Raw genomic sequence first — 24,959 nt, 5'->3', positions numbered from 1 at the left:
CCCACACTGGGGCCAGCCACCTCCTGAGAACCTCCCAAGGAGCCCCTGCGTGCAGGCAGCCGTCACCGTCACTCCCGCCCGCCTCCCGGAACTGCTGCTCGGCCTCGCCACCGTGCGGCCGGTCTTCCTGTGGGGCGCACCCGGCATCGGCAAGTCCTCCCTGGTCAGGAAGTTCGCCGACTCGCTGGGCCTGGAGTGTGTGAGCCTGCTCGGCACCCAGCTGGCGCCCGAGGACCTGATCGGCGTACCGCAGATCCGCGACGGGCGCTCGGTGTTCTGCCCGCCCGAGGCCATCGCCCGCGACGAGCCGTACTGCCTGTTCCTCGACGAGCTGAACGCGGCCACCCCGGACGTGCAGAAGGCGTTCTACTCGCTCATCCTGGACCGCCGCATCGGCAACTACGAGCTGCCCGAGGGCTCCATCGTCATCGGCGCCGGCAACCGCGCCACCGACAACGCCCTCGCCCGCCCCATCGCCTCCGCGCTGGTCAACCGCCTCACCCACGTCCACCTGGACGCCTCCGCGAAGGACTGGCTGGTCTGGGCCGGGGAGAACGGCATCCACCCCTGGATCACGGACCACCTCACCGACCGCCCCGACCACCTGTGGTCCAAGCCGCCCAAGACCGAGGAGCCCTTCTCCACCCCGCGCTCCTGGCACATGCTCTCCGACGCCCTGCACTCCTTCGGGCAGGACCTCGACGAGAAGACCCTGGACGTCCTCGCGCACGGCACGCTGACCCCCGCGCACGCCACCGCCTTCTGCGGCTACGTCAAGATCGTCCGCAGCCGGTTCGGCATCGAGGCGATCCTCAAGGGAGAGGCCCGCTGGCCCCACCGCCTCCAGGACCGCGACCTGCTCTACTACCTCGCCGAGTCCTTCCGCGGCCGGCTGGTCAAGGAACTGCCCGCGAGCAAGGAGCACATGTCGGCGAACGGCCGCCAGACCGCCTACCGCGCCAAGTCGCTGCTCGTACAGCTCGCCGAGATATCCGTCGAGGTCGCCCAGAGCGTCATCGCCTCCGACGACGACGGCAATCCGGTGCTGCCCGCCTGGTTCCTCGTCGAGGCCGCCCGCGACATGCCCCGGCTGGTGGAGGCCCGCCGATGAGCCGCGCCCGCGGACAGCAGCACAAGAGACAGCGCAAGAAGGACCCGGCCGCCGAGGACTGCGCCGAGGGCGTGCGGCTGGCCTGGGCCAACCCGGCGCTCGCCGCCATGGAGGTCAGGCCGTGCCGGGAGGAGGAGTGCGCGGTCGCGCCCCGGCAGGGACTCGTCCGCGTCACCTCCGACGGCGGGATCCATCTGCACCCCACCCGCCACGCCGAGCCCGTCGAATGGGCCTGGGCCGTCGCGCACGCCCTCATCCACCTCGGCTTCGGCCACGTACCCGCCGCGACCGGTGAGCGCGTCCAGCCCGACCGGTACGACCTCGCCGCCCGCTGCGTCGTCGTCAACCGCTTCTTGCAGACCTTCCCCGTCGGCCGCACCCCCGACGGCCTGCCGCCGGCCTACCCGGACGGCGACGAGGAGCAGATCGCCGCCGCCTGGCGCCGCGCGGGCGGCATCCCGACCGCGTACGAGCACTGCGGCACCGCCGGCGGCGAGCCCGACCAGCTCCTCGTGCCCTGGGACCGCTGGAACGGACAGGCCCCCGACTGGCAGCTCGCCTTCGCCACCGCGCTGACCCGCACCATGTCCACCGCGCTCGACCTCGCGGGCGGCCGGCGCGACGGCATGCACGGCGGCCCCACCCGTCTGCGCCCCTGGCAGCAGGCCCTCAGCTGGTTCGTCTCCTCCTACCCGCTCCTCGGCGCTGTCGCCTCCGGCATCACCCTCGTCGCCGACGCCGAACTGGCCCGCGCCCACGGCATCTCCGTCGCCGCCGTCAACCCCGAGGCCGGCGAGATCTACGTCAACCCGCTGCGCCGCTTCGACGACGAGGAATGGCGTTTCATCCTGGCCCACGAGATGCTGCACGCCGCCCTGCGCCACGGCGAGCGCCGCGGCACCCGCGACCCGTACCTCTTCAACGTCGCCTGCGACTACGTCATCAACGGCTGGCTCGTCGAGATGGACGTCGGCACCATGCCCGAGGGACTGCTGTACGACCCGGGGCTGGCCGCTCTGTCCGCCGAGGAGGTCTACGACCGCATCGCCGCCGACCCGCGCCGCGTGCGCCGCCTGTCCACCCCGCGTGGCAAGGGCGTCGGCGACGTCCTCGGCGGCCCGCTCGGCCCGCCCTGCGACCACGCCGACCTCGACGGCTTCTACCGCCGGAGCCTCGTGCAGGGCCTCGACCTGCACCGGCGCCAGGAGCGCGGCCATCTGCCCGGCGGCCTCGTCCAGGAGATCCGCACCCTCAGCCATCCACCGCTGCCCTGGGACGCCCGGCTCGCCCGCTGGTTCGACGAGTTCGTGCCCCGCCCCGAGCCCGTACGGTCCTACGCGCGTCCCTCCCGGCGCCAGGCGGCCACCCCCGAGATCCCGCGCGCCGGGCGGTACTTCCCGCCCGAGGAGGTCGCCCGCTGCACCTTCGGCGTCGTCCTGGACACCTCCGGCTCCATGGACAGCACCCTGCTCGGCAAGGCCCTCGGTGCGATCGCCTCCTACGCCGAGGCCCGCGACGTGCCCGCCGCCCGCGTCGTCTTCTGCGACGCGGCGGCGCACGACGCCGGCTACCTGCCGGTGACGGACATCGCCGGCCGGGTGCGGGTGCACGGCCGCGGCGGCACCGCCCTGCAGCCCGGTGTCGATCTGCTGCTGCGCGCCGACGACTTCCCGCCCGCCGCGCCGGTCCTGGTCATCACCGACGGCTGGTGCGACGTACTGCGGGTGCGGCGCGAGCACGCCTATCTGATCCCGCCGGGCGCACGGCTGCCGTTCACCGCCCGGGGGCCGGTCTTCCGGGTGAGCTGAGCCGGAGTGTGATCGGATGGGGGGCGGGAACCCGGACACGGACTCCCACCGCCCCAGTACAGCAAGAGAATTCGAAAGGATTCGCCGTGGCAACCACGCGCTCCGCACACACCGTCTGGGAAGGCAACCTGCTCAAGGGCAACGGTGTCGTCACCTTCGACTCGTCCGGCATCGGCGAGCAGCCCGTGTCGTGGCCGTCGCGCGCCGAGGAGGCGAACGGCAGGACCAGCCCGGAGGAGCTGATCGCCGCCGCCCACTCCAGCTGCTTCTCCATGGCGCTGTCGCACGGCCTCACCGGCGCCGGCACCCCGCCCACCAAGCTCGTCACCTCCGCCGACGTCACCTTCCAGCCCGGTGAGGGCATCAAGGGCATCCACCTCACCGTGGAGGGCACCGTCCCCGGCCTCGACGAGGACGCGTTCACCGCCGCCGCCGAGGACGCCAAGAAGAACTGCCCGGTCAGCCAGGCGCTCTCCGGCACCAGCATCACCCTGACGGCGAAGCTCGCGGGCTAGGGCCGCGCCTGCTCGGGAGCCCGCGCGCGACGGTCAGCGGCGGGTTCCCGAGGGCGCGGGCGGCAGGGTCGCGCACACCGCGTCCAGGACGCCCGCGTAGGGCGTGCCGAAGGCGGTGAGCCGGGAGCGGAGCCGGCCGAGGGCGTCGCGGTGCTCGGTGAGCATGCCGGTCTCCCCGGTGCGCGAGGCGAACTCCAGCACCGCAGGCAGGAAGTCCGGCACCTCCTCGCCGGTGAACTCCAGGCCGTGCGCGCGGTACAGCTCCCCGAAGCGGGCCGGCGACATCCCGCGGTCGCTGGTGTCGCCGTCGCTCCACCGGCTCAGGTACAGGCTGTGCCGGTTCCCGCGGTCGAAGACCTCCACGTAGTGCGCCTGGAGTGCGTCCTGACGGGTCACGGCCGCGTGGTCGGTGAAGGGACGCAACTGCGGCGCCGCCTCGCGCAGCAGCGGCAGCCGGGCGCGGAAGTCCTCGTCGGGGTAGGTCAGACAGAGCGCCGCCGCCTGGTACAGCACCTCGAACCCGGGCATGGGATCAGGCCTCCCTCTCGTCGGCGGCGCGGGACGCGGAAGTTCTCGAGGACCCGCATCGGACGGCCCGCGGGTGTCCGCGTGCCGGTCACGTGCGCTCCCTTGCTCGCCCCGGCCTTCGAACCCAGGCGCGGGCACGGGAACGCACCCGCTCGCCGCGCCCGTACGGGTCAGGACACAGGGCTGCCCCGCCCGCACCGCCGCCGGATCAGTAGTTCTCGCGGTACTCGCGCAGGACCTTCTCGGTGCGCTGGGTCGAGGCGGCACGCGCCGTCATGTGGTCCAGGACCTCCAGGTGCGCGGAGACCTCCTCACGGGAGTCCAGGTACAAGGCACCCGTCAGATACTCCGTGAAGACCATGTCGGGCAGCTCGGGCTCCGCGAACCGGAACAGCGTGAAGGGCGCGTACGTCCCGGGATGCGGCCCGTCCTCGAACTCGGCGACCTGCAACGTCACCCGGTCCCGGGACGCGAACTCCAGCAGCTTGTCGAGCTGTTCGCGCATCACCCGGCCGTGGATGCTCACCGGGCGGCGCAGCACCGTCTCGTCCATCACCACCCACAGATGGGGCGGGTCAGGGCGCTCCAGCAGCCGCTGGCGCTCCATGCGCAGGGAGACATGGCGCTCGACCGCGTCCTGACCGGCGTTCCCGATCGTCCCGGCCGCCAGGACCGAGCGCGCGTAGTCCTCGGTCTGCAACAGCCCGGGGACGAAGTGCGGCTCGTAGGAGCGGACGATGCGCGCGGCGCCCTCCAGGCTCACGTACATGCTGAACCAGTCCGGCAGCACGTCGTGGTACCGCTGCCACCAGCCCGGCTGGTTCGCCTCCTCGGCGAGCGCGACGAACGCCGAGACCTCGTCCGAGGCGACCCCGTACGTCGTCAGCAGGATCTGGACGTACGGGATCTTCAACGCGACCTCGGCCGTCTCCATGCGCCGCACGGTCGCCGGGGCCACCCGCAGCACCTTGGCGGCCTCCTCGCGTCTGAGGCCCGCCCGCTCCCGCAATTCCTGCAACCGCCTGCCGAGGACCACCTGGCCCACGGTGGGTGCGGCCCGCCGCTCGCTCACGCCACGCCTCCCCAACGCGCCCAAGTCACACCGCAGTCTGTCATGTTCCTCTGTCAGTCTCACAGGGGTGGTCGTGGATCAACCTCATCAGCCACCCGTTCGGCCGGAATCGATCTGGCGTCAGGACAGCAGTGTGTGCAGATGCTCGGCCGTGGCGGGATCGGCCGGGAGCAGCGTCTCGATGGCCAGCTCGGCGACGGTCACGTCCATCGGTGTGTTGAAGGTGGAGATGGACGAGACGAACGACAGGGTCCGGCCCCCGTGCTCGATCCGCATCGGCAGCGCGAAGTGCGGCACCGGTTCGTCCGGCTCCTCGTGCGGCGCGGTGTCCGGCGCGGGATAGGCCGCGACCTCCTCGTACAGCGCCCGCAGCGGCTCCGAGCGGTGCAGGGCGATCTGCCGTTCCATCTGCGCCAGCAGGTGCCCGCGCCACTCGCGCAGATTGCGGATGCGCGGCGCCAGGCCCTCCGGGTGCAGGGTCAGCCGCATCGCGTTCAGGGGTGGGGCGAGCAGACGCGCCGGGAGGCCGTCCAGCAGCGTCGTGATGCCCCGGTTGGCCGCCAGCACCTGGTACGACGCGTCGACGACGAGCGCCGGATAGGGCTCGTAGCCCCGGATCAGCCGCTCCACGCCCTCGCGCACGGCCTCCAGCGCGGGGTCGTCCAGCGGGGTCTGTGGGTAGCGCGGGGCGTAACCGGCCGCGAGCAGCAGCGCGTTGCGCTCCCGTACGGGGATGTCCAGGTGCTCGGCGAGGCGCAGCACCATCTCCTCGCTCGGCCGGGAGCGGCCCGTCTCGACGAAGCTGATGTGCCGGGCGGAGGAGTCGGCGCGCAGCGCCAGCTCCAGCTGGCTGACCCGCCGCCGCTCCCGCCAGGCCCGCAGCAGCGGGCCCACGCCCGGGGCACTGGAGGCGGTGGCGGACATGAGTGCGGTCATACGCCGAACGGTAGTCGACGAAGGCCCGCGCCGGCCGCGCCGTGGCAGGCTGAGGAGATACCCGACGCCCAGCGAAGGAGCGCCGCCCATGCCCGTCGAACCGCTGCCGCACCAGGAGAGCGAGGAACGGCTGACCGAGCTGCCCGGCTGGTCCCTGGACGCCGGCCGCCTCACCCGCTCCTACCGGCTCGGCTCGCACTTCGCGGCGACCGCGATGGTCGTGCACATCGCCCAGGTGCAGGAGGAACTCGGCCACCACTCGGACCTCACCCTCGGGTACGACACGGTCTCCCTGGCCGTGCACACCCACAGCGCCGGCGGTGCCGTCACCGAGAAGGACTTCGAACTGGCCCGCAGAGTGGAGGATCTGGCCGCCGGTCACGGGGCACACTGAAAGGGTGCTCGACTACGACAGGGAAGCGGAAGGGTACGACGCACACCGCGGCGGCGAGCCCCGGGCCGTCGCCGCCGCACAGGCCGTGCTGAGCCTCGTCCCCCCGCGGACGGGCAGCCTGCTCGACGTCGCCTGCGGCACCGGCATCGTCACCAGGCGGCTCGCCGCCGCGCGGGACGGCCTGCGCGTGACCGGCGTCGACCTGTCCCCCGGCATGGCACGGCGCGCCGTCGCCCGGCTGCCCGGCGCGGTCGTGCTCGCCGACAGCCGCCGACTGCCTTTCCGGGACGGGGAGTTCGACGCCGTCAGCAGTGTCTGGCTGCTGCATCTGGCGGGCAGCGCGGAGACCGCGCGGGCGATCGTCGGCGAGTGCGCCCGCGTGCTGCGGCCCGGCGGGGTGTATGTGACCACGGTCGACAAGGGCGCCTCGCACAATGTGGGCAGCGACATCGACGCCGTGCTCGCCTCCCGGCCGCCCAGCACCGTCCACGACACCGCCGACCTCGTCGAGTCCTACGCCCGCGCGCACGGCCTGGTCCCGGCGGGCCGGGCCCGCTTCACCGGCCACGGCCAGGGCCGCAGCCCTCGCCGCACCGTCGCCGACCTGCGACGCGGCTGGTTCGCCGCGCTGCCGCCCGGCGACCCGCGCGCGGACCACTTCGCCACCCGGCTCATGGCACTGCCGGACCAGGACCGGCCCCGGCCCGACCCCGTCTTCTCCCTGCGGGCGTTCACGAAGCAGCGGGCCGGGGGCGGCAACCCGCCCGTCCCGGGCGGCGACTGAGGGGCGGAACCCATCCGTCCTCCAGGAGGTTCGTCCCGTGAGGCATCCCCGCACGCACCGCAGACGCCCGCTCGTCCTGGCCGCCACCCTCGCCGCCGCGGCCCTGGTCGGCGCGGGTCTGACGACGCTCGCACCCGACACCGCCGAGGCCGCCACCACACGGCAGGCCGAGGCCCTCGACCGGGGCGTGGTCAGCGTCCACACCGACGACGGCAACCTGGTCAGCTGGCGCTGGCTGGGCACCGACCCGGACAACGTCTCGTTCAACGTCTACCGGGCCGGCACCAAGGTCAACGCCAGTCCCGTCACCGGCTCCACCACCTACTTCCACTCCGACGCACCGGCCACGGCCGACTACACCGTCCGCGCGGTCGTGGCCGGCACCGAGCAGGGCGACTCGGTCCACGCGATCCAGTTCCGGGCCGGCTACAAGGACGTGCCCGTCAGCCCGCCGTCCGGCGGCACCACACCCGACGGCGTCTCCTACACCTACGAGGCCAACGACGCCTCCGTCGGCGACCTCGACGGCGACGGCGCCCTCGACATCGTCCTCAAGTGGCAGCCCACCAACGCCAAGGACAACGCGCAGTCCGGATACACGGGCAACACGATCGTCGACGGCGTCAGGCTCGACGGCACCCGGCTGTGGCGCGTCGACCTGGGCCGCAACATCCGCTCGGGCGCCCACTACACGCAGTTCCAGGTGTACGACTACGACGGCGACGGCAGGGCCGAGGTCGCCATGAAGACCGCCGACGGCAGCACGGACGGCACCGGCGCGGTGATCGGCAGCTCCTCGGCCGACTACCGAGACCCCTCCGGCTACGTGCTGTCCGGCCCCGAGTACCTGACGATGTTCAACGGCCGGACCGGCAGGGCGATGGGCACCGTCGACTACGTCCCCGCCCGGGGCACGGTCTCCTCCTGGGGCGACTCCTACGGCAACCGCGTCGACCGCTTCCTGGCGGGCACGGCGTACCTGGACGGCTCACGCCCCTCCCTGATCATGGCGCGCGGCTACTACACCCGTACGGTGATCGCCGCCTGGGACTGGCGGGGCGGCGCCTTCACCCACCGGTGGACCTTCGACACCAACTCCTCCACCAACACCGGCAGGGGCTACGACGGCCAGGGCAACCACCAGCTCTCCGTCGCGGACGTCGACGGCGACGGCAGGGACGAGATCGTCTACGGTGCGATGGCCGTCGACGACAACGGCAACGCCCTGTGGACCACGAGGAACGGCCACGGCGACGCCATGCACGTCGGCGACCTCGACCTGTCCCGCGCGGGTCTGGAGGAGTTCAAGGTCGACGAGGACGGCTCCAAGCCCTCGTCGTGGATGGCGGACGCGCGCACGGGCCAGATCATCTGGTCCACCCCCGCGAACGGCGACAACGGCCGGGGCGTCTCCGGCGACATCTGGGCGGGCAGCGCGGGCGCCGAGTCCTGGTCGTCGGCCGACAGCGGCATCCGCGACCCCAGGGGCACGGTCGTCGCCGCCCGCAAGCCCTCAAGCGCCAACTTCCTGTCCTGGTGGGACGGCGACCCGGTCCGCGAACTCCTCGACGACACCCACATCGACAAGTACGGCACCTCCGGCGACACCCGCCTGCTCACCGGCTCGGGCGTCGCCTCCAACAACGGCACCAAGGCCACTCCGGTCCTGGCGGGCGACATCCTCGGCGACTGGCGCGAGGAGGTCGTCTGGCGCACCACCAACAACACGGCCCTGCGGATCTACTCCACCCCGTACGACACGGACACCCGCATCACGACCCTCCTGCACGACACCCAGTACCGCACGGCCCTGGCCTGGCAGAACACCGCCTACAACCAGCCGCCGCACCCGAGCTTCTTCCTCGGTGGCGGCATGGCGACGGCACCGAGGCCGACGGTCTACACACCGTGAGCCGCTGACCGCCGGACCGTCCGGAACGGCCGCAGCCGCGCCGGGGTGCCGCAGGGCATCCCGGCGCGGCAGCGGGTCAGTGGTCGGAGTAGCTGAAGTCGCCCACGGTCCAGGCGCTCACGTCCTCGATCGCCACGCGGTACATGCCCCCCGTCTCCGGGATCCCCACCGGACCTTGCAGGATGCGGGCGACATGGAAGTGCAGATGCGTGGGCGGGCCGTCCTGCTTCTCGGGCTTCTCGGGCTTCTCGGGCTCGTTCCCGTCGGAGAGCGCGGAGTCGGGGGTGTTGAAGACGGCGGAGAACTCCCCGAGGCGGGAGGAACCCGTCAGTACCTCCGACACCCGCTGCCGCCACACGGCTTCGGGAGCCAGGCGGCCGGTGATGACCGCACCTCCGGTGACCACGGTCAGGGACATCTGACTGCTCCGCCCGGACTCCACAAGGGCGGCGATGTCAACGATCAGCTCGTCAGGCTTCGACATGGGACCGGATTCTATGCGCCTCGCGTGTCGGCCGGGTCGCCGGATATCACGGCGCCGGGGACTTCGGTCGGAAGTGGACCACCTGCGGGGACTCCTTGCGGCTCGGGGAGGTGTGGGGGAGGGGCGGCAAGCCTTGAACCAGTGGGAGCGCTCCCATAGTGGAGAGCGGGTCCGGGGCGGTCAAGATGTGTGAAGAGTCGAAAAGATTCGACAGTGCGAGCCGGAGGAAAGTCGGTAACTCCTCTGTTCTTCTCGGTCACTTGGCGCTACTTTCGCTGGACCAGTGGGAGCGGTTCCATCAGTCGGCGTGTCCCTCGCGACGCGCCCGGACTGCAAGGAGTCGCTCATGCGACACCCCCCGCTCCACCTTCCGCGTTCAGGACTCCCGGCCGCAGTCGCGGCCCGTCCGACGCGTCGTCGGCCGGCGTGCCGGTCCGCACCTCCCCCGGGTGATTCCCCCGTGCCCGCGGGCCGTTCCTGACCTCCGTACGGACGGCACCCCCATGCCGTCCGGCAGCGGGCCGCACCCGATGGGCGCGGCCCCGGACGACAGCACCCGCACCCCCACGAAAGAAGGAACCCGCACTCATGACCCGTAGCAGAATCGCGATGCTCGCCGCCCTGGCACTGGTCGCCGGGGCCTCCGGCACGGCCTTCGCCGCCCCGTCCGCGGACGCCGGCGCGGCGGCCGCCCCCTGCACCGTCGACTACGAGGTGCAGAACGACTGGGGCAGCGGATTCACCGCGGCCGTGACCGTCACCAACAACGCGGCGGCCACCTCCGTGTGGTCGCTCGGCTGGACGTACGCCGGCGACCAGAAGGTCACCGGCGGCTGGAACGCCCGGATCACCCAGAGCGGTGCCGCCGTCACCGCGGCCAACGAGTCGCACAACGGCACCCTGTCCACGGGCGGTTCGGCGAGCTTCGGCTTCCAGGCCACCTACAGCGGCACCAACGCGATCCCGGCCGCCTTCACCCTCAACGGCGTGACCTGCAACGTCGACGGCGGCCCCACCGACCCCACCGACCCGACGGAGCCGAACGACCCCACCGGGCCCACCGCCCGGGTGGACAACCCCTACGACGGCGCCAAGGTCTACGTGAACCCCGAGTGGTCCGCGAGGGCCGCCGCCGAGCCCGGCGGCGCACGCATCGCCGACCAGCCCACCGGTGTGTGGCTCGACCGGACCGCCGCCATCGAGGGCGTCAACGGCGGCATGGGCCTGCGCGACCACCTGGACGCGGCGCTGGCCCAGAAGGGCTCCGGCGAGATGGTGATCCAGCTCGTCGTCTACAACCTGCCCGGACGCGACTGCTCCGCCCTCGCCTCCAACGGCGAACTGGGCCCGACGGAGATCGACCGGTACAAGACCGAGTACATCGACCCGATCAAGGAGATCCTCGGCGACTCCAAGTACGCCTCGCTGCGGATCGTCACCACCATCGAGATCGACTCGCTGCCCAACCTCGTCACCAACACCGGCAGCCGTGAGACGGCCACCCCCGAGTGCGACACGATGAAGGCCAACGGCAACTACGTGAAGGGCGTCGGCTACGCCCTGGGCCAACTGGGCGACGTGCCCAACGTCTACAACTACGTCGACGCCGGCCACCACGGCTGGATCGGCTGGGACGACAACTTCGGCGCCAGCGCCGACGTGATCAAGCAGGCCGCGACCGCCGAGGGCGCCACCGTCGGCGACGTGCAGGGCTTCATCACCAACACCGCCAACTACAGCGCCCTCAAGGAGAACAACTTCGGCATCGACGACAATGTCAACGGCACGTCCGTGCGCCAGTCGAAGTGGGTCGACTGGAACCGGTACGTGGACGAGCTGTCCTTCGCCCAGGCCTTCCGCGGCGAGCTGGTCGCCAAGGGCTTCGACCCGGGCATCGGCATGCTGATCGACACCTCCCGCAACGGCTGGGGCGGCACGGCACGGCCCGCCGGTCCCGGCCCGCAGACCAGCGTCGACGCCTACGTGGACGGCGGACGCTACGACCGCCGTATCCACCTCGGCAACTGGTGCAACCAGTCGGGAGCCGGCCTCGGCGAGCGTCCGCAGGCCGGCCCCGCCGCGGGGATCGACGCCTACGTGTGGATGAAGCCGCCGGGCGAGTCCGACGGGGCGAGCGAGGCGATCGACAACGACGAGGGCAAGGGCTTCGACCGGATGTGCGACCCCACCTACGAGGGCAACGCGCGCAACGGCAACAGCCCTTCGGGCGCCCTGGCCAACGCCCCGGTGTCCGGGCACTGGTTCTCCGCCCAGTTCCAGGAGCTGATGAGGAACGCCTACCCGCCGCTGTCGTGAGCGGGATTCCGCGTCGGTGACGCCGTCGGGGCCCGGCCTGCCGACCGGGCCCCGCACGCCAACGGCGTGTCACTCGCTGTTGACCTCGGCGGGGTCGGACCCCAGCCGCCGGTCCTCGTTCAGCGCGCTGATCGCCGCGAGGTCCTCGATGTCCAGGGCGAAGCCGAACACGTCGATGTTCTCCTCGATCCGGGACGGCGTCACGGACTTCGGGATCACCACGTTGCCCAGCTGGAGGTGCCAGCGCAGCACGACCTGGGCCGGGGTGCGCCCGTGCTTCTGGGCAATCGCGACGATCGCCGGGATCTCCAGGATGCCCTTGCCGGAGCCGAGCGGGGACCAGGCCTCGGTGGCGATGCCCTGCTCCGCGTGGTATTCGCGGGCGGCGAGCTGCTGAAGGTGCGGGTGCAGCTCGATCTGGTTGACGGCCGGGATCACCGAGGTCTCGGCGATCAGCCGCTCCAGGTGCTCCGGCAGGAAGTTGGACACACCGATCGCCCGGACCCGGCCGTCGGCGTACAGCTTCTCGAACGCCCTGTACGTGTCGACATACCGCTCCTTGGCCGGCATGGGCCAGTGGATCAGGTAGAGGTCCAGGTACTCAAGGCCCAGCTTCGCCAGCGAGGTGTCGAAGGCGCGGAGGGTCGAGTCGTACCCCTGGTCCCGGTTCCAGAGCTTGGTGGTGACGAAGAGTTCCTCGCGGGGCACGCCGGATGCGGCGAGCGCCCTGCCGGTGCCCTCTTCATTGCCGTAGATCGCCGCTGTGTCGATGCTGCGGTACCCGGCCTCCAGTGCCTGGCCGACGGCCGTGGCGGCCTCGTCGTCCGGCACCTGCCAGACGCCGAAGCCCAGCTGGGGCATCTCGACGCCGTTGTTCAGGATGATCGGGGGGACCTTGCTGCTCACGAGCTTGTGATCCTTCGGTTGTGGTCAGGTGGTACGCATATCGTCAACGATCACGAGCCGTCTTGCATTCCTGACCGTCGAACTCACGCCGTGTACAGCGCGGCGACCTCAGTACCGTAGGCGTTCTCTATGGCCTTGCGCTTCAGTTTCAGCGAGGGCGTGAGCAGCCCGTGCTCCTCGGTGAACGGCTGGGCCAGGATGCGGAAGGTCCGGATCGACTCGGCCTGCGAGACGAGCGTGTTGGCCGCGACGACCGCGCGCCGCACCTCCGTCTCCAGATCGGCGTCGTGCACCAGTTGGGCCGAGGGCATCCGCGGCTTGTCGCGCATCGTCAGCCAGTGCTCGACCGCCTCCTGGTCGAGGGTGATGAGCGCGGCGACGTAGGGGCGGTCGTTGCCGACGACGATGCACTGGTTGACCAGCGGATGGTCGCGCACGCGCTCCTCCAGGAGCCCCGGGGAGACGCTCTTGCCGCCGGAGGTGACCAGGATCTCCTTCTTGCGGCCGGTGATGGTGAGGTAGCCGTCCTCGTCCAGCGCGCCCAGGTCGCCGGTGGCCAGCCAGCCGTCGTGCAGGGTCTCGTCGGTCGCCTTGGGGTTGTTGAGGTAGCCCTGGAAGACGTTGTCGCCCTTCAGCCAGATCTCGCCGTCGTCCGCGATGTGCACGGTGACGCCCGGCACGGGCCGGCCCACGGTGCCGTAGCGGGTGTGCTCGGGCGGATTGGCGGTGGCCGCCGCCGTGGACTCGGTCAGTCCGTAGCCCTCGTAGATCTGCACGCCCGCGCCCGCGAAGAACAGCCCCAGCCGCCGGTCCATCGCGGAGCCGCCCGACATGGCGTTGCGGATGCGCCCGCCCATCGCGGCCCGCACCTTGGCGTAGACGACCTTGTCGAAGAACTGGTGCTGCATGCGCAGCGCCGCCGACGGGCCGGGCCCGATGCCCCAGGCCTTCGCCTCTCCCGCCTCCGCGTACTTCACGGCCAGGTCGACGGCCTTTTCGAAGGGACCGGCCTTGCCCTCCTTCTCGGCCTTGCGCCGGGCCGCGTTGAACACCTTCTCGAAGATGTACGGCACGGCCAGGATGAACGTCGGCCGGAAGGCGGCCAGATCGGGCAGCAGCGCGCCGGCGTTCAGCTGCGGCTGGTGGCCGAAGCGGACCCGGCCGCGGATCGCCGCGACCTCCACCATCCGGCCGAAGACGTGCGCCAGCGGCAGGAACAGCAGGGTCGCCGCCTCGTCGCCCCGCTTGGAGTGGAACACCGGCTCCCAGCGCTCGATGACGGTGTCCGCCTCGTACATGAAGTTGCCGTGCGTCAGCACGCAGCCCTTGGGCCGTCCCGTGGTGCCCGAGGTGTAGATGATCGTGGCGACCGAGTCGGGCGTGACCGCCTCGCGGTGCCGGTGCACCACCTCGTCGTCGAGGTGGGCGCCCGCTTCGTACAGCTCCTGTACGGCGCCGGAGTCGAGCTGCCACAGGCCGCGCAGGTGCGGCAGCCGGTCGATGACGGTGGCGATCGTCATCGCGTGGTCCTCGTGCTCGACGACCGCGGCGCTCACCTCGGCGTCGTACAGCATCCACAGGCACTGCTCGGCCGAGGAGGTCGGGTAGACGGGCACCACCTGGGCGCCGATCGTCCACAGGGCGAAGTCGAAGAGCGTCCACTCGTAGCGGGTGCGGGACATGACGGCGACCCGGTCGCCGAAGCGGACGCCCTGGGCCAGCAGCCCCTTGGCGAGGGCCAGCACCTCGTCGCGGAAGGCGCCCGCGGTGACGTCCCGCCACTGACCGGCGTCGTCCTTGCGGCCGAGTGCGATGTGCCGCGGATCGTCCTGGGCGTGCTGGAAGACCACGTCGGCCAGACCGCCCACCGGGGGTGCCGACGCCAACGGAGGACTGGTGAACTCGCGCAAACCCCGCTCCCCGCTTCCGATGACACCCCCGTACAGCGCGGTGAAAGCTACCCCACCCAGAGCGGGGACGGCAGCGGCGCCAAGAGCGCGCGGCGTGTGTGTTCGCGCTGGTCAGCGAGAGGAAATGCGCTCACATGGGGCAGGGTCGGACAGTTTCCCGAGGGTTGGGCAAGGTTCGGTGGCGTAATCTCCACCGAATCTGTACGACCCGCTTACCGCCGGTACGCGGTGGTCGGAGCCGTCGTGTCCGCCTTCGGTCCGGGCGTCCCGGAGCGTTCGGTCCGGCCGGCCGGAGGGTGTCCGGCACGTGGAGATGTCCCCGTTCCCGCGCGGGGTCGAGCAGCCCGCCTATCCGACGCCCGTGCGCTGAGGCCGGTGCAGCCGGTCGCCGCCCGCCAGGATCGCCGAGGCCAGCGCGTCCGCGGCGCCCTGCGCGCCGGGGTGGCGCCGGCCGTGCACCAGCACGAAGTCGACCCGGCCCAGCTCGGGCAGCCCGGCCCGGTCCGGCACCCGTACCAGGCCGGGCGGGACGAGTCCCCGTGAGTGCGCCATCACGCCCAGGCCCGCGCGGGCGGCGGCGATCAGACCGTTGAGGCTGCCGCTGGTGCACGCGATGCGCCACTCGCGGCCCTGCCGCTGCAAGGCGTCCAGCGCCAGCGCACGGCTGATGCCCGGGGGCGGGTAGACGATGAGCGGCACCGGACGGTCCGGCTCGACACGCAGCCGCTCCGCGCCGATCCACACCAGCCGGTCGCGCCACACCGGCTCGCCCCGCGGGTCCTGCGGCCGCCGCTTGGCCAGCACCAGGTCGAGCTTCCCGGCGGCCAACTGCTCGTGCAGGGTGCCCGAAAGCTCCACCGTCAGCTCCAGGTCGACCTCGGGATGGTCGTGCCGGAAACCCTCCAGGATCTCCGGCAGCCGGGTCAGCACGAAGTCCTCGGACGCCCCGAACCGCAGCCGCCCGCGCAGCCGGGTGCCGGCGAAGAAGGCCGTGGCCTGCTCGTGCACCTCCAGGATCCGGCGCGCGAACCCGAGCATGGCCTCCCCGTCCTCGGTCAGCTGCACGGAGTGCGTGTCGCGGCTGAACAGCTGCCGTCCGGTGGCGTCCTCCAGGCGCCGCACGTGCTGGCTCACCGTCGACTGGCGCAGCCCGAGGCGCCGGGCGGCCTGCGTGAAGCTGAGCGTCTGGGCCACCGACAGGAACGTACGCAGATGAGAGGGGTCGTACACGCGCCCCACGCTACCCGGTTCCATCACGAAACGTGATGACAGTCAGAGCGGTATACCGGATTCCCGATCGCTCGGTCAGGGAGCAGCATGGAGCCGGGAACCGTGTCCCCTCAAGAGTGAACGAGCATGTGGAGCACCGTGAAACGCCTGCGACGGCCGCGCCGGACACCGATCGATCCGTACATCCTGCTGCTGCTCGGGACGGTGGGCCTCGCGGCGCTGCTGCCGGCCCGCGGCACGGGCGCGGACATCGCCTCCGGCGCCTCCACCACCGCGATCGCGTTCCTCTTCTTCCTTTACGGCGCCCGGCTCTCCACCCGGGAGGCGATGGACGGACTGCGCCACTGGCGGCTCCATGTCACCGTGCTGGCCTGCACCTTCGTTGCCTTCCCGCTGCTCGGGCTGGCGTCGCGCGGACTCGTCCCGGTCCTGCTGACCGACCCGCTCTACCAAGGGCTGCTCTTCCTCACCCTGGTCCCCTCGACCATCCAGTCCTCGATCGCCTTCACCTCCATCGCCCGCGGCAACGTGCCCGCCGCGATCTGCGCCGGCTCCTTCTCCTCACTGGTGGGGATCGTCGTCACACCGCTGCTGGGCGCCGCCCTGCTGGGCAACAGCGGGGGCGGCTTCTCCGCCGACTCGGTGCTGAAGATCGTGCTGCAACTGCTGGTGCCGTTCGTCGCCGGGCAGGTGTTGCGCCGCTGGATCGGAGGGTTCCTCGTCCGGCACAGGAAGGTGCTCGGGCTCGTCGACCGCGGCTCGATCCTCCTCGTCGTCTACACCGCGTTCAGCGAGGGCATGGTGCGGGGCATCTGGCACCAGGTCGGCCCGCTGCGGCTGGCCGGCCTGCTGGCCGTGGAGGCCGTGCTGCTCGCCGTGATGCTGCTGCTGACCTGGTACGGGGCCAAGGGCCTCGGCTTCGGCCGGGAGGACCGGATCGCGATCCAGTTCGCCGGGTCGAAGAAGTCCCTGGCCGCCGGACTGCCGATGGCGAGCGTCCTGTTCGGCGCCCACGCCTCGCTGGCCGTGCTGCCGCTGATGCTCTTCCACCAGATGCAGCTCATGGTCTGCGCGGTCATCGCCAAACGCCGGGCCCACGACCCCGGGCCGCCCGAACCGGCCGCCACGCCACACACGGCCGCCCGCACCGCGCCGCGCGCCGGCTGAGCCCCGGGCGGGACCCGCCGCCGTGCCCCGGGAGGGCGGGTCAGCCCCGGGTGGCCGGGGCGCGCAGGGCGACGCGGTCCTCGCCCGCGTACACGTTCATGGAGCTGCCGCGCAGGAAGCCCACCAGCGTCAGCCCGGTCTCGGCGGCCAGGTCCACCGCGAGGGAGGACGGCGCCGACACCGCGGCCAGCACCGGAATGCCCGCCATCACGGCCTTCTGCGCCAGCTCGAAGGAGGCCCGGCCCGACACCAGCAGGACGGACCGGGACAGCGGCAGGTTCCCCTGCTGCACGGCGCGGCCCACCAGCTTGTCGACCGCGTTGTGCCGGCCCACGTCCTCCCGTACGTCGACCAGCTCGCCGTCCTCGGTGAACAGCGCCGCCGCGTGCAGGCCGCCGGTGCGGTCGAAGACCCGCTGGGCGGCGCGCAGCCGGTCGGGCAGGACTGCCAGCAGCTCCGGGGCGACCCGGACCGGGGGAGTGTCGGCGATGGGCCAGCGGGCCGTCGTACGCACCGCGTCCAGGCTCGCCTTGCCGCACAGGCCGCAGGACGAGGTGGTGTAGACGTTCCGCTCCAGGGTGATGTCCGGGATCCGCACGCCGGGGGCGGTCCGCACGTCGACCACGTTGTAGGAGTTGGAGCCGTCGACGGTGGCGCCGGCGCAGTACACGATGCTCTGGAGGTCTGTCCCCTCGGCGAGCACCCCCTCGCTGACCAGGAAACCGGCCGCCAGCGCGAAGTCGTCGCCCGGGGTGCGCATCGTGATCGCGAGCGGCTTGCCGTTCAGCCGGATCTCCAGCGGCTCCTCGGCGACGAGCGTGTCCGGGCGGGTGGAGACCGCGCCGTCCCGTACGCGGATCACCTTGCGTCGTTCCGTGACTCGTCCCATGTCCGTCCCGTCCTGTACGTACCGGTGGCCGCCCCCATTGTCCCGCACGCGGAGCACGAGGCCCCGGCCCACCGCGCCCGAGGTCCCGCCGCACCGCCCGACCGCACCGCCTCGCCGAGCCCCGGACACCGTGCCGGGACCCCGCGGCCGGGCTCGCAGGCGGTAAGGCTTTGTGCGACGCCCGTAGTTGTCTGCTCAACAGTCTTCTCAAGCGCTGTCCTGATCCCTACGGTTGGGGACCCATGAGTCCCCCCGTCGCACCCCCGGGCTGGAGCCGCTGGCTCGTTCCCCCGGCCGCACTCTCGGTCCACCTCTCCATCGGCCAGGCCTACGCCTGGTCCGTGTTCAAACCGCCCCTCGAGTCCGCGCTCGGCCTCAGCGGCACGCAGAGCGCGCTCCCCTTCCAGCTCGGCATCGTCATGCTCGGGCTGTCGGCCGCGTTCGGCGGCACGCTCGTGGAACGGCACGGGCCGCGCTGGGCGATGACCGTCGCCCTCATCTGCTTCTCGTCCGGCTTCCTGCTCTCCGCGCTCGGCGCCGCCGTGGAGCAGTACTGGCTGATCGTCTTCGGCTACGGCTTCGTCGGCGGGATCGGCCTCGGCATCGGCTACATCTCGCCCGTCTCCACACTGATCAAGTGGTTCCCGGACCGGCCGGGCATGGCCACCGGAATCGCCATCATGGGTTTCGGCGGCGGCGCGCTCATCGCCTCGCCCTGGTCGGCCCAGATGCTGGAGTCCTTCGGCACCGACAACTCGGGGATCGCGCTCGCCTTCCTCGTGCACGGGCTGACGTACGCCGTCTTCATGCTGCTGGGCGTGCTGCTCGTGCGGGTGCCCCGCCCCAGGGAACGGGCGGACGGCAGACCCGTGCCCCTCGAAGGCGTCCAGGTCTCGGCGCGCGGCGCCCTGCGCACCCCGCAGTTCTGGCTGCTGTGGATCGTGCTCTGCATGAACGTCACGGCCGGCATCGGCATCCTGGAGAAGGCCGCGCCGATGATCACGGACTTCTTCGCCGACACCTCCACGCCGGTGTCGGTGACCGCCGCCGCGGGCTTCGTCGCCCTGCTGTCGGCGGCCAACATGGCGGGCCGGATCGGCTGGTCCTCCACCTCCGACCTGATCGGACGCAAGAACATCTACCGCGTCTACCTCGGCGTCGGCGCGGTGATGTACACGCTGATCGCCCTGTTCGGCGACTCCTCCAAACCGTTGTTCGTCCTGTGCGCCCTGGTCGTCCTGTCCTTCTACGGCGGCGGTTTCGCCACGGCGCCCGCCTACCTCAAGGACCTCTTCGGCACCTACCAGGTCGGCGCGATCCACGGGCGGCTGCTCACCGCCTGGTCCCTCGCCGGCGTCCTCGGGCCGCTGATCGTGAACTGGATCGCCGACCGGCAGGAGGAGGCCGGACGGCACGGCTCGGCCCTGTACGGCACGTCCTTCCTCATCATGATCGGGCTGCTCGTGGTCGGCTTCGTCGCCAACGAACTCATCCGTCCCGTCCACGACCGCCACCACATTCCCGCGGCCCCCGCACCGAAGGAGGGCAACGATGTCCGACGACAGCAGCCAGAGTCCGCCTGACTCGCCCGACCGGCGGCCACTGATCGCCTTCACCTGGCTCTGGGTGGGCGCACCGCTCGCCTACGGGCTGTACGAACTCGTCCGCAAGGCGACCCAGCTCTTCACCGGCTGAGGGACGAGGGAGGGGGCGGGCGCCCGGTGCTGACCGAAGCCGACAAGGCGGGCGCCCGTTTCCTGTCACATCACCTGCCGTCGTACCCGTCGGTCACTGATCACACTGGTGGATCCCGTACCCGAGGCAGCGAGGACTCCACCCATGCACGGTTCCCGCATCACCGCCGTCGGCCACTACCAGCCCGCCGGGACTCTCACCAACGAGGACCTGGCCGGCATGGTCGACACCAGCGACGAGTGGATCAGGAGCCGGGTGGGCATCCGGTCCCGCCGGATCGCCGGCCCCGACGAGCCGGTCGACGAGCTGGCCGGCCACGCCGCCGCCAAGGCGCTCGCGGCGGCCGGGCTGACACCCGCCGACGTGGACCTGGTGCTGGTCGCCACCTCCACCGCGATCGACCGCTCCCCGAACACCGCCGCCCGCGTCGCGGCCCGCCTCGGCATCCCCGGACCCGCCGCACTGGACGTCAACGTCGTCTGCGCGGGCTTCACCCACGCCCTGGCCACCGCCGACCACGCCGTGCGGGCCGGCTCGTCGGGCCGGGCACTGGTCATCGGCGCGGACAAGATGTCCGAGGTCACCGACTGGACCGACCGCACCACCTGCGTGCTGGTCGGCGACGGGGCGGGGGCCGCCGTCGTGGAGGCCTGCGCGCCGGGCGAGGAGGCGGGCATCGGGCCCGTGCTGTGGGGCTCGGTGCCCGAGATGGGCAACGCGGTCCGCATCGAGGGCACGCCGCCGAGGTTCGCGCAGGAGGGGCAGAGCGTCTACCGCTGGGCGACCACGCGGCTGCCCGCCATCGCGCGCCAGGCCTGCGAGCGCTCCGGGCTGGAACCGGCCGACCTCGCCGCGGTCGTCCTGCACCAGGCGAACCTGCGCATCATCGAACCCCTCGCCGCGAAGATCGGCGCCGTCAACGCCGTCGTCGCCCGCGATGTCGTCGAGTCCGGCAACACCTCCGCGGCGAGCATCCCCCTGGCCCTGTCCAAGCTGGTGGAGCGGGGCGAGATCGCCACCGGCGACCCGGTGCTGCTCTTCGGCTTCGGCGGCAACCTCTCCTACGCCGGACAGGTCGTCCGCTGCCCCTGAACGCCCCGGCCCACCCCGCGATGTGACGCGGCCCGCCGAGAGCGAACTCGCCGGTCACCCCGGGGTGTCCAGGCAGCCGGCGCGGCTGATGCACGAGAGCACCGAGCACACCCGCCACTGCTGCCACGAGCGCGAGGAATCGTAAGAATCGTAAGGTCAAAGGCGGGTCCAGAGGCCGCCCGGCGCCACGGCCGGGCGGCCTCGTCGCGTCCCGGTCCCGCGAACGCCGTGCGCTTCTTTGTCCACTCAGTGGAGAAAGTTCGCAGCAATTCATGCGTGACTTCTTCCCACACCCGGCGCCCACTGCTACGTTCCCTCCGAAAGCAAGCCAGGGACGTGGCCGGAAACCGGCACACTCAAGGCCGATTGAGGCGGGGAGGGGTTCGTGAGACGCATGACCGCGCGCCCCGCCAACGCCCACCAGGCGCGACTGCTCCGGCTGTTGCGTGACGCAGGGCCCAACTCCCGTGCTCAGCTCGGCGACCAGGTCGACCTCTCCCGGTCCAAACTGGCCGTGGAGGTGGACCGGCTGCTGGAGACGGGCCTTGTCGTGGCCGACGGGCTCGCCGCCTCGCGCGGCGGACGCCGCAGCCACAACATCCGCCTCAACCCCGAACTGCGCTTCCTCGGCGTCGACATCGGCGCGACCTCGGTCGACGTCGCCGTCACCAACGCCGAGCTGGAGATCCTCGGGCACATCAACCAGCCCATGGACGTACGTGAGGGACCGGTCGCGGTCTTCGAGCAAGTACTGTCCATGGCCGCCAAGTTGCGGGCCTCGGGGCTCGCGGAGGGCTTCGACGGCGCCGGCATCGGCGTCCCGGGGCCGGTCCGCTTCCCGGAGGGTGTGCCGGTGGCTCCGCCGATCATGCCGGGCTGGGACGGCTTCCCCGTACGGGAGGCGCTCAGCCAGGAACTCGGCTGCCCGGTCATGGTCGACAACGACGTGAACCTGATGGCGCTGGGGGAGCAGCACGCGGGCGTCGCCCGCACCCAGCACGACTTTCTCGTCGTCAAGATCGGCACCGGCATCGGCTGCGGCATCGTCGTCGGCGGTGACGTCTACCGCGGCACCACCGGCAGCGCGGGCGACATCGGACACATCCAGGCCGTGCCCGACGGCCGCCCGTGCGCCTGCGGCAACCGGGGCTGCCTTGAAGCCCACTTCAGCGGCGCGGCCCTGGCCCGCGACGCCACCGAGGCCGCCCAGCAGGGCCTGTCGGCCGAACTCGCGAACCGGCTGGAGGCGAACGGGGGCCTCAGCGCCGCCGATGTCGCCGCCGCGGCCGCCGCGGGCGACGCCACCGCGCTCGACCTGATCCGGGAGGGCGGCCGCAGCACCGGCCAGGTCATCGCCGGCCTGGTCAGCTTCTTCAACCCGGGCCTGGTGGTGATCGGCGGCGGGGTGACCGGCCTCGGCCACAACCTGCTCGCCGCGATCCGTACCCAGGTCTACCGCCAGTCGCTGCCGCTGGCGACCGGCAACCTGCCCATCGTCCTGGGGGAGTTGGGTCCCACCGCCGGAGTCATCGGCGCGGCCCGGCTGATCAGCGACCACCTGTTCTCACCCGCGTAGGAACCACCCGGTTCCGGCCTCACAAGTACGGCGCCCTGCCCCGCTCTGCCCTGACACCGGCCCGCCCGCCCGCCGAGGGGACCTCACATGGCACCAGAACCACCGCTGCTCAGTATGTCCGGCATCACCAAGTCGTTCCCCGGAGTCCGGGCCCTGGACGGCGTCGACCTCGACGTCCAGGCCGGCGAGGTGCACTGCCTGCTCGGCCAGAACGGAGCCGGGAAGTCCACCCTCATCAAGGTGCTGGCCGGCGCCCACCAGCCCGACACCGGCACCATCCGCTGGCGCGGCGAGGAGGTCACCCTGCGCTCGCCCATTGCCGCCATGCGCCTCGGCATCGCCACCATCTACCAGGAACTCGACCTCGTCGAGCACCTGTCGGTCGCCGAGAACGTCCACCTGGGCCACGAACCGACCGCCGCCGGCTTCGTCGTACGGGGCAGGGCGGCGCGAGCGTCGACGGCCCGGCTGCTCAAGCGACTCGGGCATCCCGAGGTCCATCCCGGACGGCTGGTCGGGGACCTCTCGGCGGCGCAGCAGCAGATCGTGTCCATGGCGCGGGCGCTCTCGCACGACGTACGGCTGATCGTGATGGACGAGCCGTCCGCCGCGCTCGACCCGGACGAGGTCGACAACCTCTTCCGCATCGTCGCCGACCTCACCGCCGACGGTGTCGCCGTCGTCTACATCTCGCACCGCCTGGAGGAGATCCGCCGCATCGGCGACCGGGTCACCGTCCTCAAGGACGGCCGGGCCGTCGCCGGCGGGCTGCCCGCCGAGTCGACGCCGACCCGCGAGGTGGTGGCGCTGATGACCGGCCGCAACGTCGAGTACGTCTTCCCGGACCGGCCGGCCGCACCGCCTGCGGGCCAGCCCGTGCTGAGCGTCCAAGGACTCAGCAGGGAGGGCGAGTTCGCCTCCCTGGACCTGGAGATCCGCCCCGGGGAGATCGTCGGGCTCGCCGGTCTCGTCGGCTCCGGCCGCTCCGAGATCCTGGAGACGGTCTACGGCGCCCGCAAGGCGACCGGTGGCCAGGTCCTCGTCGACGGGCGCCCACTGAGGCCGGGCAGTGTGCGCGCCGCCGTGCGCGCCGGGCTCGGACTCGCCCCCGAGGAGCGCAAGGCGCAGGCCCTGCTGATGCTGGAGTCCGTCACCCGCAATGTGTCGGTCTCCGCCATGTCCCGCTTCTCACGCGGAGGCTGGATCGACCGCGGCGCCGAACTGGGTGCCGCCCGCGCGGCGACCCGCGAACTCTCGCTGCGGCCCGACAACCCCTCCGTGCCGGTGCGCACCCTCTCCGGCGGCAACCAGCAAAAGGCGGTCCTGGCCCGCTGGCTGCTGCGCGGCTGCCGGGTCCTGCTGCTCGACGAACCCACCCGCGGCGTCGACGTGGGCGCCCGCGCCGAGTTGTACGCGGTCATCCGCCGCCTCGCCGACGAGGGCCTCGCCGTCCTGCTGGTCTCCAGCGAGGTGCCCGAGGTACTGGGCCTCGCCGACCGCGTGCTGGTGCTGCGCGAGGGCCGCGTCGTGCACGAGGCCCCCGCCCGCGACCTCGACGAACACCGCGTACTCGACCTCGTGATGGAAGGAAGCCCGGCGTCATGACGCAGCACGTGTCCCCGCCACGGGGCGGCACCGGCAAGGCGGCACCGGTCGAGGAACCGCCCGCCTGGCGGAGCCTGACCGCCCGAGCCGACGTCCGCACCCTCACCCTGCTCGGCGTGCTCGCCGTGCTGGTCCTCATCGGCGGCATCACCCAGCCCGACGCGTTCCTCGACACCCGCAACCTCCAACTGGTGCTCACCCAGGCCTCGGTGATCGGCGTCGTCACCGTCGGCATGACCTTCGTCATCGTCTCCGGCGGCATCGACCTGTCCGTCGGCGCCATCGTCGCCCTGGCCTCGGTGTGGGCGACCACGGTCGCCACCCAGGAGTACGGCTTCCTGGGCATCCTCTTCACGGCGATCGTGGTCGGGGTGGGCTGCGGACTGGTCAACGGGGTGCTCATCGCGTTCGGCGGGATGGTCCCGTTCATCGCCACCCTCGCCATGCTGGCCTCGGCGCGCGGCCTCGCGCTCCAGATCACCGACGGCCGGACCCAGGTCGTCACCATCCCCAGCGTCCTGGACCTCGGCGAGCGCGACTCCTACCTCCTCGGCATCCCGCCGCTGGTCCTGGTGTTCGCGGCCGTCACCGTCATCGGCTGGCTGGTGCTCAACCGGACCACCTTCGGACGCCGCACCGTCGCCGTCGGCGGCAACGCGGAGGCCGCCCGGCTGGCCGGCATCGACGTACGCCGCCAACGCCTCTACCTCTACCTGCTGTCCGGGCTGTGCTGCGGCATCGCCGCCTTCCTGCTGATCGTCCTGGCCGGCTCCGGCCAGAACACCAACGGCAACCTCTACGAACTCGACGCCATCGCCGCCGCGATCATCGGCGGCACCCTGCTGACCGGCGGCCGGGGCCACATCCTCGGCTCCGTGCTCGGCGTCCTGATCTTCACCACCATCACCAACATCTTCGCCCTCAACAACCTGCAGAGCGACGTCCAGCAGATCGCCAAGGGCGCGATCATCGTCGCCGCCGTGCTGGTCCAGCGCCGTACCGCAAGCACGCACTGAGGAAAGGGTTCAC

General features: G+C 71.8%; 22 protein-coding genes. 14 read left to right on the top strand and 8 right to left on the bottom strand.

Going from position 1 to position 24,959, the window contains the following annotated elements; all coding sequences use genetic code 11:
• The first annotated feature begins 49 nt into the window (after positions 1 to 49).
• The 3 genes from AC4IHM_RS04800 to AC4IHM_RS04790 all read left to right on the top strand — a co-directional run bounded on the left by AC4IHM_RS04800 (position 50) and on the right by AC4IHM_RS04790 (position 3,434).
• Entirely contained in the window at positions 50 to 1,111 is a 1,062-nt protein-coding gene (locus AC4IHM_RS04800) for an ATP-binding protein (protein ID WP_490865835.1), read from the top strand.
• Positions 1,108 to 2,919: a vWA domain-containing protein gene (locus tag AC4IHM_RS04795; RefSeq protein WP_490865834.1), complete on the top strand. Its 1,812-nt coding sequence runs from the start codon at positions 1,108 to 1,110 to the stop codon at positions 2,917 to 2,919. The genes AC4IHM_RS04800 and AC4IHM_RS04795 overlap by 4 nt, the downstream gene beginning before the upstream one ends.
• An 86-nt stretch (positions 2,920 to 3,005) precedes the next feature.
• Positions 3,006 to 3,434 (top strand): OsmC family protein, encoded by a 429-nt coding sequence (locus AC4IHM_RS04790; protein WP_490865833.1) that lies wholly within the window; start codon positions 3,006 to 3,008, stop codon positions 3,432 to 3,434.
• A 33-nt stretch (positions 3,435 to 3,467) separates the two neighbouring features.
• Here the strand turns inward: AC4IHM_RS04790 and narJ are convergent, their stop codons facing one another.
• From narJ to AC4IHM_RS04775, 3 genes are all read right to left on the bottom strand, one after another.
• Positions 3,468 to 3,962 (bottom strand): nitrate reductase molybdenum cofactor assembly chaperone, encoded by a 495-nt coding sequence (gene narJ, locus AC4IHM_RS04785; protein ID WP_490865832.1) that lies wholly within the window; start codon positions 3,960 to 3,962, stop codon positions 3,468 to 3,470.
• Between the two features lie 208 nt (positions 3,963 to 4,170).
• Complete coding sequence (locus AC4IHM_RS04780; RefSeq protein WP_490865831.1) at positions 4,171 to 5,034, bottom strand: Sco1979 family transcriptional regulator; 864 nt, start codon at positions 5,032 to 5,034, stop codon at positions 4,171 to 4,173.
• 120 nt (positions 5,035 to 5,154) lie between these two features.
• Complete coding sequence (locus tag AC4IHM_RS04775) at positions 5,155 to 5,970, bottom strand: helix-turn-helix domain-containing protein (RefSeq protein WP_490865830.1); 816 nt, start codon at positions 5,968 to 5,970, stop codon at positions 5,155 to 5,157.
• Positions 5,971 to 6,058: 88 nt separating this feature from the next.
• Here AC4IHM_RS04775 and AC4IHM_RS04770 point away from each other — a divergent pair, with 88 nt between their 5' ends.
• The 3 genes from AC4IHM_RS04770 to AC4IHM_RS04760 are packed head-to-tail and all read left to right on the top strand — an operon-like array spanning position 6,059 to position 9,060.
• Positions 6,059 to 6,364 carry a 4a-hydroxytetrahydrobiopterin dehydratase gene (locus tag AC4IHM_RS04770; protein WP_490865829.1) on the top strand — a complete coding sequence of 102 codons (306 nt, stop codon included), beginning with the start codon at positions 6,059 to 6,061 and terminating at the stop codon, positions 6,362 to 6,364.
• Positions 6,365 to 6,368: 4 nt separating this feature from the next.
• The gene (locus AC4IHM_RS04765; RefSeq protein WP_490865828.1) at positions 6,369 to 7,148 is read left to right on the top strand and encodes a class I SAM-dependent methyltransferase; all 780 of its coding nucleotides are present in this window, start codon (positions 6,369 to 6,371) and stop codon (positions 7,146 to 7,148) included.
• 37 nt (positions 7,149 to 7,185) lie between these two features.
• Complete coding sequence (locus tag AC4IHM_RS04760; protein WP_490865827.1) at positions 7,186 to 9,060, top strand: rhamnogalacturonan lyase; 1,875 nt, start codon at positions 7,186 to 7,188, stop codon at positions 9,058 to 9,060.
• A gap of 76 nt (positions 9,061 to 9,136) precedes the next feature.
• Here AC4IHM_RS04760 and AC4IHM_RS04755 read toward each other — a convergent pair whose 3' ends face one another.
• Positions 9,137 to 9,544 carry a hypothetical protein gene (locus AC4IHM_RS04755; protein WP_490865826.1) on the bottom strand — a complete coding sequence of 136 codons (408 nt, stop codon included), beginning with the start codon at positions 9,542 to 9,544 and terminating at the stop codon, positions 9,137 to 9,139.
• 588 nt (positions 9,545 to 10,132) lie between these two features.
• Here AC4IHM_RS04755 and AC4IHM_RS04750 point away from each other — a divergent pair.
• The gene (locus AC4IHM_RS04750; protein ID WP_490865825.1) at positions 10,133 to 11,860 is read left to right on the top strand and encodes a glycoside hydrolase family 6 protein; all 1,728 of its coding nucleotides are present in this window, start codon (positions 10,133 to 10,135) and stop codon (positions 11,858 to 11,860) included.
• Positions 11,861 to 11,929: 69 nt separating this feature from the next.
• On the opposite strand, the gene AC4IHM_RS04745 is transcribed toward AC4IHM_RS04750, so the two are convergent.
• The 3 genes from AC4IHM_RS04745 to AC4IHM_RS04735 all read right to left on the bottom strand — a co-directional run bounded on the left by AC4IHM_RS04745 (position 11,930) and on the right by AC4IHM_RS04735 (position 15,906).
• Complete coding sequence (locus tag AC4IHM_RS04745; protein ID WP_490865824.1) at positions 11,930 to 12,766, bottom strand: aldo/keto reductase; 837 nt, start codon at positions 12,764 to 12,766, stop codon at positions 11,930 to 11,932.
• A gap of 83 nt (positions 12,767 to 12,849) precedes the next feature.
• Entirely contained in the window at positions 12,850 to 14,676 is a 1,827-nt protein-coding gene (locus AC4IHM_RS04740) for an AMP-dependent synthetase/ligase (protein WP_490865823.1), read from the bottom strand.
• Positions 14,677 to 15,024: 348 nt separating this feature from the next.
• The gene (locus tag AC4IHM_RS04735; protein ID WP_490865822.1) at positions 15,025 to 15,906 is read right to left on the bottom strand and encodes a LysR substrate-binding domain-containing protein; all 882 of its coding nucleotides are present in this window, start codon (positions 15,904 to 15,906) and stop codon (positions 15,025 to 15,027) included.
• A 138-nt stretch (positions 15,907 to 16,044) separates the two neighbouring features.
• On the opposite strand from AC4IHM_RS04735, the gene AC4IHM_RS04730 reads away from it, so the two are divergent.
• Positions 16,045 to 17,073, top strand: coding sequence for a bile acid:sodium symporter family protein (locus AC4IHM_RS04730; protein ID WP_490865821.1), 1,029 nt, complete (start codon positions 16,045 to 16,047; stop codon positions 17,071 to 17,073).
• A 40-nt stretch (positions 17,074 to 17,113) separates the two neighbouring features.
• On the opposite strand, the gene fdhD is transcribed toward AC4IHM_RS04730, so the two are convergent.
• The gene (gene fdhD / locus AC4IHM_RS04725; protein WP_490865820.1) at positions 17,114 to 17,962 is read right to left on the bottom strand and encodes a formate dehydrogenase accessory sulfurtransferase FdhD; all 849 of its coding nucleotides are present in this window, start codon (positions 17,960 to 17,962) and stop codon (positions 17,114 to 17,116) included.
• Positions 17,963 to 18,204: 242 nt separating this feature from the next.
• Here fdhD and AC4IHM_RS04720 point away from each other — a divergent pair, with 242 nt between their 5' ends.
• The 6 genes from AC4IHM_RS04720 to AC4IHM_RS04695 all read left to right on the top strand — a co-directional run bounded on the left by AC4IHM_RS04720 (position 18,205) and on the right by AC4IHM_RS04695 (position 24,946).
• Positions 18,205 to 19,545, top strand: coding sequence for an OFA family MFS transporter (locus tag AC4IHM_RS04720; RefSeq protein ID WP_490865819.1), 1,341 nt, complete (start codon positions 18,205 to 18,207; stop codon positions 19,543 to 19,545).
• A complete protein-coding gene (locus AC4IHM_RS04715) occupies positions 19,514 to 19,657 on the top strand; it encodes an MFS transporter small subunit (protein WP_490865818.1) in 144 nt (47 codons plus the stop codon). Before AC4IHM_RS04720 ends, AC4IHM_RS04715 begins: the two co-directional genes overlap by 32 nt.
• A gap of 144 nt (positions 19,658 to 19,801) precedes the next feature.
• Positions 19,802 to 20,749, top strand: a complete 948-nt coding sequence (locus AC4IHM_RS04710) for a beta-ketoacyl-ACP synthase III (RefSeq protein ID WP_490865817.1) — start codon at positions 19,802 to 19,804, stop codon at positions 20,747 to 20,749.
• 394 nt (positions 20,750 to 21,143) lie between these two features.
• Entirely contained in the window at positions 21,144 to 22,325 is a 1,182-nt protein-coding gene (locus tag AC4IHM_RS04705) for an ROK family transcriptional regulator (protein WP_490870763.1), read from the top strand.
• Between the two features lie 87 nt (positions 22,326 to 22,412).
• Positions 22,413 to 23,930, top strand: coding sequence for a sugar ABC transporter ATP-binding protein (locus tag AC4IHM_RS04700; protein WP_490865816.1), 1,518 nt, complete (start codon positions 22,413 to 22,415; stop codon positions 23,928 to 23,930).
• Complete coding sequence (locus AC4IHM_RS04695; RefSeq protein WP_490865815.1) at positions 23,927 to 24,946, top strand: ABC transporter permease; 1,020 nt, start codon at positions 23,927 to 23,929, stop codon at positions 24,944 to 24,946. Before AC4IHM_RS04700 ends, AC4IHM_RS04695 begins: the two co-directional genes overlap by 4 nt.
• Positions 24,947 to 24,959 lie beyond the last annotated feature (13 nt).

The organism is Streptomyces sp. SL06 (assembly GCF_058244745.1).
Note: the sequence above shows the minus strand (reverse complement) of the source record. Positions and strands in the feature narration are given on the sequence as shown.

Bases quoted from the DNA above. Each gene is read 5' to 3' on its own strand.
- AC4IHM_RS04705 (WP_490870763.1), top strand. From the start codon at position 21,144: ATGACCGCGCGCCCCGCCAACGCCCACCAGGCGCGACTGCTCCGGCTG.
- AC4IHM_RS04720 (WP_490865819.1), top strand. From the start codon at position 18,205: ATGAGTCCCCCCGTCGCACCCCCGGGCTGGAGCCGCTGGCTCGTTCCC.
- AC4IHM_RS04695 (WP_490865815.1), top strand. From the start codon at position 23,927: ATGACGCAGCACGTGTCCCCGCCACGGGGCGGCACCGGCAAGGCGGCA.
- narJ (WP_490865832.1), bottom strand. From the start codon at position 3,962: ATGCCCGGGTTCGAGGTGCTGTACCAGGCGGCGGCGCTCTGTCTGACC.
- AC4IHM_RS04755 (WP_490865826.1), bottom strand. From the start codon at position 9,544: ATGTCGAAGCCTGACGAGCTGATCGTTGACATCGCCGCCCTTGTGGAG.
- fdhD (WP_490865820.1), bottom strand. From the start codon at position 17,962: ATGGGACGAGTCACGGAACGACGCAAGGTGATCCGCGTACGGGACGGC.
- AC4IHM_RS04770 (WP_490865829.1), top strand. From the start codon at position 6,059: ATGCCCGTCGAACCGCTGCCGCACCAGGAGAGCGAGGAACGGCTGACC.
- AC4IHM_RS04795 (WP_490865834.1), top strand. From the start codon at position 1,108: ATGAGCCGCGCCCGCGGACAGCAGCACAAGAGACAGCGCAAGAAGGAC.
- AC4IHM_RS04750 (WP_490865825.1), top strand. From the start codon at position 10,133: ATGACCCGTAGCAGAATCGCGATGCTCGCCGCCCTGGCACTGGTCGCC.
- AC4IHM_RS04715 (WP_490865818.1), top strand. From the start codon at position 19,514: ATGTCCGACGACAGCAGCCAGAGTCCGCCTGACTCGCCCGACCGGCGG.
- AC4IHM_RS04775 (WP_490865830.1), bottom strand. From the start codon at position 5,970: ATGACCGCACTCATGTCCGCCACCGCCTCCAGTGCCCCGGGCGTGGGC.
- AC4IHM_RS04700 (WP_490865816.1), top strand. From the start codon at position 22,413: ATGGCACCAGAACCACCGCTGCTCAGTATGTCCGGCATCACCAAGTCG.
- AC4IHM_RS04710 (WP_490865817.1), top strand. From the start codon at position 19,802: ATGCACGGTTCCCGCATCACCGCCGTCGGCCACTACCAGCCCGCCGGG.